Source organism: Winkia sp. C0117E2, from assembly GCF_056590455.1.
Genome location: NZ_JBWPWD010000001.1, coordinates 156,356 through 168,659, shown reverse-complemented (window position 1 = coordinate 168,659; position 12,304 = coordinate 156,356). Strand labels below are relative to the sequence as shown.

Annotated in this window: 14 protein-coding genes; all 14 read left to right on the top strand. The window is 55.4% G+C overall.

All coding sequences use genetic code 11. The annotated features are described in order from the left end of the window. Positions 1-109: 109 nt before the first annotated feature. Positions 110-1,342: a carboxylate--amine ligase gene (locus AC1EKG_RS00750; protein ID WP_004805127.1), complete on the top strand. Its 1,233-nt coding sequence runs from the start codon at positions 110-112 to the stop codon at positions 1,340-1,342. A 47-nt stretch (positions 1,343-1,389) separates the two neighbouring features. Next, complete coding sequence (locus tag AC1EKG_RS00745; protein ID WP_004805128.1) at positions 1,390-2,421, top strand: lipid II:glycine glycyltransferase FemX; 1,032 nt, start codon at positions 1,390-1,392, stop codon at positions 2,419-2,421. Positions 2,422-2,490: 69 nt separating this feature from the next. Then, the gene (thrS, locus tag AC1EKG_RS00740) at positions 2,491-4,500 is read left to right on the top strand and encodes a threonine--tRNA ligase (RefSeq protein ID WP_004805131.1); all 2,010 of its coding nucleotides are present in this window, start codon (positions 2,491-2,493) and stop codon (positions 4,498-4,500) included. Then, positions 4,490-5,041: an HIT family protein gene (locus AC1EKG_RS00735; protein WP_004805134.1), complete on the top strand. Its 552-nt coding sequence runs from the start codon at positions 4,490-4,492 to the stop codon at positions 5,039-5,041. The genes thrS and AC1EKG_RS00735 overlap by 11 nt, the downstream gene beginning before the upstream one ends. Beyond that, a complete protein-coding gene (gene pgsA, locus AC1EKG_RS00730) occupies positions 5,042-5,656 on the top strand; it encodes a phosphatidylinositol phosphate synthase (protein ID WP_004805135.1) in 615 nt (204 codons plus the stop codon). It begins immediately after the preceding gene. Continuing rightward, complete coding sequence (locus AC1EKG_RS00725; protein ID WP_004805138.1) at positions 5,653-6,564, top strand: LpxL/LpxP family acyltransferase; 912 nt, start codon at positions 5,653-5,655, stop codon at positions 6,562-6,564. The genes pgsA and AC1EKG_RS00725 overlap by 4 nt, the downstream gene beginning before the upstream one ends. Further along, complete coding sequence (locus tag AC1EKG_RS00720) at positions 6,561-7,661, top strand: glycosyltransferase family 4 protein (RefSeq protein ID WP_004805139.1); 1,101 nt, start codon at positions 6,561-6,563, stop codon at positions 7,659-7,661. The genes AC1EKG_RS00725 and AC1EKG_RS00720 overlap by 4 nt, the downstream gene beginning before the upstream one ends. After that, positions 7,661-8,167 carry a hypothetical protein gene (locus AC1EKG_RS00715; RefSeq protein ID WP_004805141.1) on the top strand — a complete coding sequence of 169 codons (507 nt, stop codon included), beginning with the start codon at positions 7,661-7,663 and terminating at the stop codon, positions 8,165-8,167. The genes AC1EKG_RS00720 and AC1EKG_RS00715 overlap by 1 nt, the downstream gene beginning before the upstream one ends. Continuing rightward, positions 8,164-8,697, top strand: coding sequence for an NUDIX hydrolase (locus AC1EKG_RS00710; RefSeq protein ID WP_004805143.1), 534 nt, complete (start codon positions 8,164-8,166; stop codon positions 8,695-8,697). The genes AC1EKG_RS00715 and AC1EKG_RS00710 overlap by 4 nt, the downstream gene beginning before the upstream one ends. A gap of 69 nt (positions 8,698-8,766) precedes the next feature. After that, positions 8,767-9,531, top strand: a complete 765-nt coding sequence (locus AC1EKG_RS00705) for a YebC/PmpR family DNA-binding transcriptional regulator (protein ID WP_004805145.1) — start codon at positions 8,767-8,769, stop codon at positions 9,529-9,531. 6 nt (positions 9,532-9,537) lie between these two features. Continuing rightward, positions 9,538-10,176, top strand: coding sequence for a crossover junction endodeoxyribonuclease RuvC (gene ruvC, locus AC1EKG_RS00700; RefSeq protein WP_004805147.1), 639 nt, complete (start codon positions 9,538-9,540; stop codon positions 10,174-10,176). A 31-nt stretch (positions 10,177-10,207) separates the two neighbouring features. After that, positions 10,208-10,792 carry a Holliday junction branch migration protein RuvA gene (gene ruvA / locus AC1EKG_RS00695; RefSeq protein ID WP_004805150.1) on the top strand — a complete coding sequence of 195 codons (585 nt, stop codon included), beginning with the start codon at positions 10,208-10,210 and terminating at the stop codon, positions 10,790-10,792. Further along, entirely contained in the window at positions 10,785-11,810 is a 1,026-nt protein-coding gene (gene ruvB, locus AC1EKG_RS00690) for a Holliday junction branch migration DNA helicase RuvB (RefSeq protein WP_004805152.1), read from the top strand. The genes ruvA and ruvB overlap by 8 nt, the downstream gene beginning before the upstream one ends. Positions 11,811-11,889: 79 nt before the next feature. After that, on the top strand, positions 11,890-12,285 hold the full coding sequence (locus AC1EKG_RS00685) for a preprotein translocase subunit YajC (RefSeq protein WP_141740506.1): 396 nt from the start codon (positions 11,890-11,892) through the stop codon (positions 12,283-12,285). The last annotated feature ends 19 nt before the right edge of the window (positions 12,286-12,304 follow it).

The window sequence follows — 12,304 nt, the reverse complement described above, 5'->3', positions numbered from 1 at the left end:
TTATATCAGCAAGAAAACTGAAGAAAATAGCTTCGGCGGGGCAATCTGCCGGGGCGATGGTTTGCTTGTAAGGTGGTAAGGCGAAAGAATCCGACGAGTTGAGGAAGAAATGGTTGACTTCACCCCTGTGCTAATTGGCGGAGACATTGGCATTTATGCGCTAGCGCGTCAGTTCTATGAAGCTTTTGCCAAGACTTCCATCTGTTTGACTGGAGGGGCCATCGGTGCCATCAGCAAATCTGCTTACTGCGAGGTTCGCCCTCTGAAATCGGGGCGTGCTAAGGACGTGATTGCGGCCCTAAAAGAGGTAGAAGCTTCAGTGCCAGCTGGCAAGTTGGTGATCATGGCCAACACCGATGGGCACGCGCGCCTCATCTCAAAGTCTCGCGCAGAGCTGGGGGAGCGGTGGGTTATCCCGTTCCCTGACGTAGACGTCATCGACAAAGTCTCCGACAAGGTCGCTTTTGCAGGAATCTGTGACGAGCTGGGCATCGATACCCCTGAAACCGAGGTTGTTGATTTTTCTGGTGCAGCGGCGGATTCTTTCACTGTTCCCCCTACCAAACTGCGGTTCCCGGTAGTGGCCAAGACAGCTGTGGGCGCAGATTACGACGAGGTATCTTTTGTTGGCAAGAAGAAGATCTACTTCGTTGACTCCCAGGCAGAACTGGATGATCTGTGGAAAAAACTCGCCAGCGCCGGCTATCGCTCTACGTTCGTAGTGCAAGAGCTAATTCCCGGTGACAACACCCAGATGCGGTCCATCACTGCATATGTAGACTCCCACGGAGAAGTAACGCTGTTGGGGTCGGCCAGAGTACTGCTGGAAGATCACCTGCCAACCATGATTGGCAATCCCGTCGCCATGATCACAGAGCAGTTCCCGAAGCTATGGGAGGATGCCAAGAAATTCCTGAAGCACACTGGCTATCGCGGCTTTGCTAACTTCGACGTGAAAATTGATCCACGCGACGGACGCTCCCTATTCTTCGAGATCAATCCCCGGATCGGCAGGAATTCCTACTACATGGCCGCAGGCGGACTGAATGCATTGGAGCCGATGGTCTATGACTTGGTAGAAGGCAAACAGTTAAAGCCACGCACTCTGAAGAACGAAGTTCTTTACTCGTTAGTTCCCTTCCCGCTGCTGTTGCACTATGTATCGGACAAGAAGGTGCGTGCCAGGTTGTGGCGGCTACTTTGGGAACGGAAGATTGTAGATCCCACGTTGTCAAAGGCAGAACCTTCATTGTCCCGTAGCTTGTTGCTGCACGGGCAACGACTAAATCAGTACCGGAAATTTGCCAAGTACTATCCCAAAGCCACGGATACCTCGTACTGACACGGCAGCTAGGCTTAACAAGACAAGATCACAGCGGAAGGTATTTTGTGGAGCTCGTTCAAATTTCGGATTCCGAACTGAAACAACTCGCCTCGGGAATTGATCGGTACCCCATAGAACAAACTGAAGTGTGGGGAACCTACAACCAAAAGTTGGGGCGCAAAGTATGGGGCCGATTTGCATTAAAATCTGGCAAAAAAACGAAAGCCGTCATTGTGCTTACCGAGTACTCGGTGCGCGGCTTCAAATATTTATGGGCCAAAAATGGCCCGGTATGGTTTAAATCTCCCTCCCCAGCTGATGAGGCAGAGCTGCGCGAACTCCTTTTGGTTGAGGTGAAGAAACGGGACAAGAAGGTTATCTTCGTGCGTCTGCACGCCACCTACGAGGCTGAGGACACCCACCGCGTGTTGCAGTATTTGCCCTATGACAAGACCGTCCTTGTCGATCTGTCCTCGGGGACTGCACAGGGAATCGTGGACGCACTTCCCACGGAAGGCCGGCGCGCAATTCGCCGGGTAAATAAGCGGATTGAGGGCCGAGACGACGTGCAATTCCGCGAGGTGACCGGCCTTAGCGAGCAAGAGTTCGCCAAGTACTACAAGATTATGCAGATCACGGCGCAGCGGGACGGCTTCCGTCCTCATCCGATGAAGGTATACACGGATATGCTGTCGATTCTTGGCCCCGAACATGCGCGTCTGTTCGCTGTCTTTATCGACGACAAACCCGTGTGCTGGGATCTGGTAGTGGTCAACGGGAAACACTCGTGGGCCTACTACGGTGCATCGTTGCCTGAAGCTCACGACGTGCTGGGGGCAGACCTACTGGACCTGCGAACCTGTCAGACGCTCGCAGCTGAAGGCGTAAAGACTTTCGATCTTATGGGAACAGACTCCTCGCGCTGCCCCGAACTATATGGAGTGGGCCAGTACAAGAAGCGGTGGGCACACCACCGCACCGAACTGCCTTGGGCATGGGATGTACCGGTCAACAAGCCGGTATACCTAGCCCTAAAACACGCCCTTGCATCCAAGCGGGTGCTAAGCGGCGCGTTGCAGAAAATAGCCAAGAAATAGACCTGTCCCTTACCGTGTTTTGAAGACGGTAGAATCATTACCGAAGTAACCCCTAAGAATGGAGATGCAGTGGCGAGCGTCCAATGCACTATAGATGGCAAAGCCCAGGAACTCGAAGCCGAAAGCACCGGCCTGACCCTGTGGGGCAAGGATCGAACTATCGTCGCCATGAGGCGCAACGGAAAAACGGTGGATCTGGCTGCGACTATCGCTGATGGGGATGAAATAGAGCCAATTACCACTGCTACCGAAGAGGGACTTGCGATTTTGCGTCATAGCGCCACGCACGTCCTAGCCCAGGCAATGCAGCAGGCCAACCCACAGGTAAACCTGGGTATTGGCCCGCCAGTAACGGACGGGTTCTACTACGACTTCGGCAACATCGACCCACTTACCCCGGATGATCTAAAGAAGTTGCAGAAGGCAATGCAAAAGATCGTGAAGGAGAATCAGTCCTTCGTCCGCCGCGTGGTCTCTGAAGATGAGGCTCGCGAAGAGCTTTCAGATCAGCCGTACAAGCTGGAGCTGATCGGGCTCAAGGGAGGCAACGGTCCCGAAGGCGCTTCAGTCGAGGTGGGTGGCAACGAACTGACCATATACGACAACGTGCGCAGGAATGGGGAAGTGGCATGGAAGGATCTGTGCCGCGGCCCGCATGTGCCGTCGACGAAGTACTTGGGCAACGGCTTTGCGCTCACCAAATCTTCTGCTGCGTACTGGCGCGGTGACCAGGCGAATGATCACCTGCAGCGTGTTTATGGAACTGCGTGGGCCTCAAAGGAAGATCTAAAGGCATACCAAACCCGCATTGAAGAGGCCGCGAAGCGCGACCATCGCAAGCTGGGTACTGAGCTGGACCTGTACTCTTTCCCAGAAGAGATCGGCCCCGGCTTAGTTGTTTTCCACCCCAAGGGCGGCATCTTGCGTCACGAAATCGAAGATTTTGTGACCCGCAAGCACATTGAAGCCGGCTTCCAGATGGTGCACACGCCTGAAATTTCTAAGGGCGGACTCTTCCACACTTCCGGACACCTGCCCTACTACGCCGACACAATGTTCCCGCCCATGAAGGTGGACGAGGAAGTCGACGAACAGGGGAACGTGACCAAGGCGGGCCAGGAGTACTACCTGAAGGCAATGAACTGCCCGATGCACAACCTGATCTACAGGTCCTCTGGCAGGTCTTACCGCGAACTACCTCTTCGCTTCTACGAACTCGGACACGATTATCGCTACGAGAAGTCGGGCGTTGTACACGGCCTCACTCGCATGCGCGGATTCACGCAGGACGACTCGCACACCTACTGCACTCCGGAGCAGGCTAAAGAAGAGATTCAGATGCAGCTGAATTTCTTCCTAGGAATTCTTCGCGATTTCGGCCTCACCGATTTCTACCTGGAGCTGTCTACTCGCGACGACGGGGCTCATAAGGACAAGTTCATCGGCTCTGATGAAGATTGGGACAACGCAACCAGAATTCTGACCGAGGCATGCGAAGCAACTGGTCTGGATCTAGTTCCGGATCCGGGTGGAGCAGCATTCTATGGTCCTAAGGTGTCGGTGCAGGTAAAGGACGCTATCGGGCGTACCTGGCAGATGTCGACCGTTCAGTACGACTTCAATCAGCCGGAGCGCTTCGACCTCGAATACACTGCCGAGGACGGCACTCGAAAGCGGCCCGTAATGATCCACTCCGCCAAGCTGGGCTCAGTGGAACGCTTCATCGGCGTGCTCGTAGAACACTACGCCGGCGCCTTCCCTCCGTGGCTCGCCCCTGTGCAGGTACGCCTGGTTCCTGTTGCCGAGGCTTTCTTCGACTACGTAAACGAGGTGGCCGAAAAGCTGCGTAGCCAGGGAGTCAGGGTGGAAGTCGATCTTTCTTCCGACCGTTTCGGCAAGAAGATTCGCACTGCTGCTAAGGAACGTGTCCCATACATCCTGATTGCCGGTGGTGAAGATGCGGAGGCGGGAGCAGTTTCGTTCCGTTACCGTGGCGGAAAGCAGGAAAACGGCATTCCTGTAGATGAGGCCGTGGCTCAGATTGTCGAGGCCATTAGGAGCCGTCGCAATGACATCTGAGATTCCAACTCAGGATTCGCGGGCGTACGCGGGGGTTCCGGATGCTTTTCAGCGTCTGTGGACCCCGCATCGCCAGGCATACATCTCCGGAGAGTCAAAGCCGAAGGACGGCTCTAAGGATGAGTGCCCGTTTTGCGCAGCGCCAGATAAGACAGACGAAGACGGGCTGATCGTCCACCGCGGTAAGCACTGCTTCGTATTGATGAATCTGTTCCCGTACAACGCTGGCCACCTCTTGGTGTGCCCGTACGAGCACGTGTCTCTCTACCCGGATATCGCTCCCGAGGTGCGAGTCGAGTTCGGCGAACTTACTGCAAAGGCAATGCAAGTGCTACAGCAGGTAGCTTCGCCACACGGCTTCAACTTGGGTATGAACCAGGGCGCAGTAGCAGGAGCCGGAATTGCGGCACACCTGCACCAGCACGTTGTTCCTAGGTGGTCCGGAGACGCGAATTTCTTCCCGATTGTGGCCCAGGTAAAGGCCGTGCCACAGCTACTTGGCGAGGAACGCGAACTGATAGCAAAGGCTTGGGAGGAATAGGTGCTAGGGATTCACGGGCGGAGTGTAACTAAGGCTATTTTTACCCCGTTAGCCAAGGTTTTGGCGAAGTGGAAAATTAGTCCCAATGCGGTTACTGCTGCAGGAACCGTAGTGACAGTGGCCGCCGCGTGTTCCCTTATACCTACGGGCCATCTGCTTGCCGGCGTAATTGTTCTGGTCATAGTCATGTTCTGTGATTCTCTTGATGGAATCTTGGCACGGCTAACTAAGAAGCAGTCGCAGTTCGGCTCTTTTTTGGATTCGACGCTCGATCGCATTAGTGACGGGGCAGTATTTGGGTCATTGACTCTATGGGCGGCTTTGCATTTGCCTGCCGGGGCTCACCAGATCATCACTATCGCGCTGGGCATTTGCGCTACCGTCATGGCTGCGGCGGTGCCTTATGCCAGGGCTAAAGCAGAATCGCTAGGTGCTAACGCCACTGTGGGAATTGCCGAACGTACCGACCGGCTAGTTACCGTCGGAATCGGCGCACTCCTAACTAGTATCGGTGCCTCTACTTGGTTTATTACTGCTGCACTCGCCCTCGTCGCAGTAGCCGGATTTGTGACTGTTATGCAAAGACTGGCCACTGTGAAAGAGCAGCTTGGATGAATCCCTACCCGGTAGCTCTGAAAATTGCAGCTAAAGTGCCATCGGCTTTCCGATACTGGGCGGCCTATGGCGCTAGTCGGATTGCGGTCGCAGCGCGGTATCCCGGCGCCAGGCAACTCCAAACTAACCTCGCCCAGGCAGGTGAAGAGGACGTCGTGGGGGCGCTAGCCAGCTACTACCGGTACTTTGCGGACCTGGGAAACTTCGCAAGCCCTTCGCGGCTGCGGATTGATGCGGCTGTAGATGCCAAGATACCTGCGCAACTGTATAGAGACCTAGCGGCTGGTCCAGTTTGCGTAGCACTAGGCCACACTGCGAATTGGGATTTGGTGGGGGCGTGGGCAGCCCAGAACTTGGCTGGTCTTACTACCGTTGCCGAAGAAGTTGCCCCGAAGGCACTCTTCGACACTTTCACTGAGCTGCGCGCTCGAAACAATATGAAGATTATCCCTGCCAAGAAAGGAAACCCCGTATTCAGGGAACTGCTACGACAAGGTAAGGAAGGGGCGGGCATCATCGCCCTGCTTGCTGACAGGGACATTACCGGCGCTGGGATAGAGGTCGACCTATTTGGTGCTAAGGCGCTCGTAGCAGCCGGTCCCGCAGCACTAGCGAAGAAATTAGGGGCGCCTCTGTACATGGCGGCAGCTAGGGACATATCACTAAACGGGGCTCGAGCTAAAGCAGCCGGAACTAAAAATGGGGTAGAGATGATAGTTCGGGGGCCACTCGATACGGCAGGCACGGTTGAGCAGGTCACAGCAGTGTGGGTACAAGAATTCGAGACCATGATGCGGCCCTGGGTGAAGTCGTGGCACATGTGTCAGCCGGTCTTTGTGCGGGATCTCGATCCTGAGCGTCTAGAGCGGTCACGGAAAAAGCACGCACAGATGGAACAACACTCGTGAAGATAGGTATTGTTTGCCCCTATAGTTTTGATGTTTCTGGGGGAGTACAGGTCCATATCCGAGACATCGCGCAAGTGTTGCGCGAGCGGGGACATGACGTTGAAGTGTTGGGACCTGCAACCAAAGATCCCGGATTCGAAGGGTTCACTTCGACTGGCCCCTCGATCGCGATTCCTTACAACGGGTCGGTGGCGAGGCTGGCCTTCGGACCTCGCCCAAATGCGAGAGTTCGTGCATGGTTAGACCAGGGAAAGTTCGATCTTATTCACGTGCATGAGCCAGCCAGCCCCTCTGTCTCGCTCCTGGCACTGGCAAATGCAAAGTGTCCTGTAGTGGGGACCTTCCATTCAAATATGATGCGCTCTTTAGCCTTGAAAATAACTTCGCCAATCCTGGTGTCGATTATGGATAAATTGGCGGCTCGAATAGCGGTATCTGATGAAGCCAGGCGAACGGTGGTAGATCATCTCGGCGGAGACGCGGTGGTAATCCCTAACGGCGTTTCCGTCGCCGATTTTCAGGTAGATCCGGTCACTAAGTGGCAAGGAACTAGCTCAGCTCCAACATTTGCGTTCTTGGGTCGTTTAGACGAAGAACGCAAGGGACTGCCCATATTTGCCCAGGCGATAAAGCTAGTTTCTGAGCAGCTGCCAAAGGCCCGCTTCCTGATCGCTGGCAGAGGACAGGCAAACACCAAGAATCTGGGTCTTGATGATGTACCTGGAGTGGAATTTCTTGGCGGCGTGTCCGACCTCGAAAAGGCACAGCTGCTAGCATCGGCGACCGCTTATATTGCACCGCAGACCGGAGGCGAATCATTCGGAATAGTCTTGGTGGAAGCCATGGCTGCCGGAGCCCCCGTGATTGCTTCGGATCTGGTTGCTTTTATGGCAGTTCTGCAACATGACGAATATGGGATCTCATTCAAGTGTGCCGACGGTACAGATCTAGCTCAAAAGATGGTCCTTTTGGCAGAAAGCCCCGATTTGCAGGTGGCTCTATCTAGAAAGGGCAGGGAACGTGCCCTGCAATATGACTGGCAGAGCGTAACTGACAAGGTCGAGGCTGTGTACCGTACGGTTTTGGCGGGTGCATAGTGAAATATCTTCTTATCGCGGCAGTAGTGCTGCTCGTGTGTGCGGGCATATTTGCTACCTTGCAAGCAAGAAAGCTCGACTCACTGCACAAGCGTATTGACCAGATGCAGCATAATCTGGATCGGGCGCTGTTACAGAGGGCGGCTTGTGCACTGGGGATAGCGCGAGCAGGGATACTAGACCCGGCTAGCTCGATTCTGCTTGAGGGAGCAGCTTTGGAGGCGCTGCACGCTAATCAGGTAGGGCGGGGCAGTTCCCAGCGCGCTTTAGTGGAGTCGAACCTTTCGCAGGTCATCACTGCAACAGCGGATAGGCAAACTTTAGGGAAAAATCTATTCGCTGAACTTCAGGCAGCTGATTCCAGCGTTCAAATTGCCATGAAAATTCATAATGGGGCGGTAGTGCGAGTCAGGCAGATTCGCTCCGGAGCGATCATTCGTCTGTTGCATCTTGCCGGGGGCGCTCCGCTTCCCGAGACAATCAACATTGGAGAGGGACTCGAATGAGCGATTGGACAATGGGCCCGGATGGAATCCCGTTTCGGAATGCAGCTAGGGTAATTCTGTTTGACGCGCAGGGAAACACCTTGCTTATTGAAGGACACGACAAGGACAACCCATCGCGTCATTGGTGGTTCACGGTCGGTGGCGGCCTGCAAGAGGGCGAAGGGGCGCGGGAAGGTGCCTGTCGGGAGTTGGCAGAAGAAACGGGTATTGAGCTTTCGGCCTCCCAACTTCTGGGCCCGGCTATTTACAGGCAAGCAATATTTGACTTTGCTCGCGGTTCGGCCAGACAGCATGAAACCTTCTTCGTGGCTTATCTAGATGGGCGCGAAAAGCGCATAGATAGAAAATGGACACAGTCAGAAACACAGGTACTAGATGGGTACAGGTGGTTTGATCAAAACGAGTTGCGCCAGCTACAAAAAGATGGAGCGGCGCTATACCCAGCGGAACTCTTTTCCCTGCTCAACCGGTGGCAGCATGGCTACGATGGACACGTGCAACACATAGGAATAAACGAATCAGGCAACTAACCTGTATTATTGATCCGTGCCAGGCGGCCCCGGCCGCGAAAAATATACGAAATCTAGATAGGGGTACATATGTCGGGACACTCTAAGTGGGCTACGACCAAGCACAAGAAGGCTGCGATTGATGCCAAGCGCGGCAAGCTGTTTGCGCGACTCATTAAGAACATCGAAGTTGCAGCCCGCACCGGTGGTGGCGACCCCAACGGCAACCCGACCCTTTACGATGCCATCCAAAAGGCGAAGAAGAACTCGGTCCCTGCCGACAACATCGATCGCGCGGTAAAGCGCGGCTCCGGCGCAGAAGCCGGCGGTGCGGATTGGGAAACCATCATGTACGAGGGCTACGGCCCCAATGGCGTCGCCTTCCTGGTTGAGTGCCTCACCGACAACAAGAACAGGGCTGCTTCCGACGTTCGCGTCGCTTTCACCCGCAATGGTGGCAACCTGGCTGACCCGGGTTCGGTCTCTTACCTCTTCTCGCGACGCGGCATCGTGGAAGTTCCCAAGGCCGATGGCGTAGATGAAGATACCGTCCTCATGGCAGTCCTGGATGCAGGTGCAGAAGAAGTGACCGACATGGGCGAGGTCTTTGTTGTAGACTCCGATCCTTCCCAGGTCGTCGACGTGCGCACCGCATTGCAGGAAGCCGGCATTGACTACAACTCCGCAGAAACCGAGTGGGTAGCCTCCACTCAGATCGACGTGGACCTAGATGGGCTGCGGAAGACGACCCGTTTGATCGATGCTCTTGAAGACTCTGACGATGTTCAGAACGTCTTCACTTCGATGAACGTGCCTGAAGACGTACGCAAGGCTGCCGAGGCAGAAGAGGAATAAGCCTCCTTGCGAATTATGGGCATTGACCCCGGCATCACTAGGTGCGGTCTAGGCGTAATAGATACGAAAACTGATCGGACTGCCTCCCTGGTGTATGTCGGGGTTGCTCGTACTCAGGCCAGTTTGGCCCAGCATTTCCGGCTCCGCACTATAGGCCGCGAGATTGCCCGTGTTATTTCTACTTTCGATCCGCAGATTGTTGCCATCGAGCGGGTATTCGCCCAAGAGAATTTGCAATCGGTAACAACCACCATGCAAGTAATGGGTGTGGCCATGTATCAGGTGGCCGAGGCCGGTTTGCCACTTGCTATACACACGCCGTCAGAGGTGAAGTCGGCAGTCACCGGATCCGGTATTGCGGGTAAGGCTCAAGTCCAAGAGATGGTGAAACGGATTTTGGGGCTGGACAAGGTGGTCCGCCCTGCAGATGCCGCTGACGCTCTGGCAATCGCAATCACTCAGTCGTGGCGGGGGACCGGGCTAGCTGGTGGCAGCGACGATTCGACCGTGTCGGTGTCGCTGTCGGGCAAGGTCTCCGCAAGATCTAAGCTAACCCCCGCGCAGGAACAGTGGGCAAAAGCACAAGCGGCTTTCCGACGTACCGGCGCGGTAGATCCCAGAAAGCGCAGAAGCAGGCGAAGCTAGTGTCGTACGTGTGTTCGATTAGGAGTAGGTGATGATTTCTTCACTGACTGGGAAGATTAGCCACATCGGCGCCTCTTCAGCCCAAATCGTAGTGTCCGGGGTGGGGTTTTCTTTCTTTGCCACCCCCGGTACCTTGCTGAGCTTGCGTACCGGTAAGGAAACCACCGTATTCACTTCCCTGGTTGTTCGGGAAGATTCGCTCAGTCTGTTCGGGTTTGTAGCAGAGGAAGAGCAGCGAGCATTTGAGATCCTGCAGTCCGTGCGGGGGATCGGCCCCAAGATGGCGCTCGGAGCGTTGGGAGTAATGAGTGTCGATGAACTGCGCACGGCAGTTGCAAATCAAGACGAGAAGATGCTGACTCGCATTCCTGGCGTCGGAAAGAAATCGGCCCAGCGAATGATTTTGGATATTGGCGACAAGCTGGGCCCCGCACCGCAGCAGGGCCTTTCCCGTGTGTCCTCGGCAGTGGGGGCAGAAGTCGTTGCAGCTCTGACGCAATTAGGCTGGGATGAGGCCACGGCGCAAGAGGCGGTTAGCCAGGTAGAGTCTCAGGCTGACGACGCCTCTTCCTTGCTGCGACTGTCACTACAAACCTTAGGGCGGCGTCGTGGCTGAAGGAGAAGGACGAATCGTAGAACCTGCCGCGGGCGATACTGAGCGCGCCGCAGAGGCAGCTCTCCGCCCAAAGTCGCTAAAGGACTTTGTTGGCCAGGAAACGGTGCGCAAGCAGCTACAACTGGTCCTAGATGCTTCTAGGGGTAGAGGCATGAGCCCTGATCACGTACTGTTTTCGGGCCCTCCAGGCCTTGGGAAAACTACGCTTGCCATGATCATTGCCCACGAGATGGGTACTTCGCTGCGACTAACCTCCGGTCCTGCTATTCAACATGCCGGGGACCTGGCAGCGATTCTGTCGGCGCTGCAAGAGGGCGACGTGCTCTTTATCGACGAAATCCATCGTCTTTCCAGACCAGCCGAGGAAATGCTGTACCTGGCAATGGAAGATTTCCGCGTCGACGTGGTAGTCGGCAAGGGGCCGGGTGCGACTTCGATTCCGCTTACTCTGCCCCCATTTACAGTCGTAGGTGCAACGACAAGAGCTGGCTTACTGCCTGCGCCTTTGCGCGATCGCTTCGGTTTTACAGGACACTTGGAGTACTACAGCGCTGCAGAACTCATGCAAGTCGCGATGCGCTCTGCTGCGTTGCTGGGCGTGCAACTACAAGTGGATGCCGCGGCGGAATTAGCCGCACGTTCTCGGGGCACCCCACGTATTGCCAACCGACTACTGCGCCGCATTGTGGACTACTCCCAGGTGCACGGTACCGACCTCGATCTAGGAGCTGCCAAGGCAGCACTTGAGCTTTTCCAGGTGGACGCGCAAGGTCTCGACAGGCTGGACCGGTCGGTGCTCGAGGTGCTCTGTCAGCGATTCGCTGGTGGGCCGGTAGGACTTACCACGCTGGCGGTTTCAGTTGGCGAAGAAGCTGAAACGATTGAAACGGTCGCCGAACCTTACCTAGTACGGGAAGGGTTCTTGGTCCGCACCGCCCGAGGGCGCATGGCAACTGCCAAAGCATGGGAGCACCTTGGGCTTCGCCCACCCACTGAAGAAGGGACGCTAGATGTGTGAGTTTGCAATACAAATTGTTACATTCGCGCAATCTCCCATAGACTTCTAGCGTTGTTAAGTAAAGAAACGGAGTGTATTTGTGGATCCACTAATGCTGATGTTGATCATGATCCTGTTCCTAGGGGTCATGTTCTTTATGTCCTCTCGTGCCCGTAAGAAGCAGCAGGCCCAGCAGGAAAAGATGCAGGCAAGTCTGGAACCGGGAACCTGGGTACGCACCATTGGAGGGTTGTACCTACGCTACGTCGATCAGGACGGCAACGTAATGGTTTTGGAGACTCCTGGTGGAGACGAACTGTACTTCAATAGGCGTGCAGTGATCGGCCCCGAGGAACCGCCATTCGCAGTCGCCCCCGTCGAGGGCGAGACCGAAGCAGGCTCTTCGGCCGCTTCCGAGACAACAGAAACTTCCCCTGCCGAGGCTCAGACCGGTGCGGTAGAGGATCCAGAAGATGAGGACAAAAAGCAGGACTAACCTGCACCGCAAAGCGGTA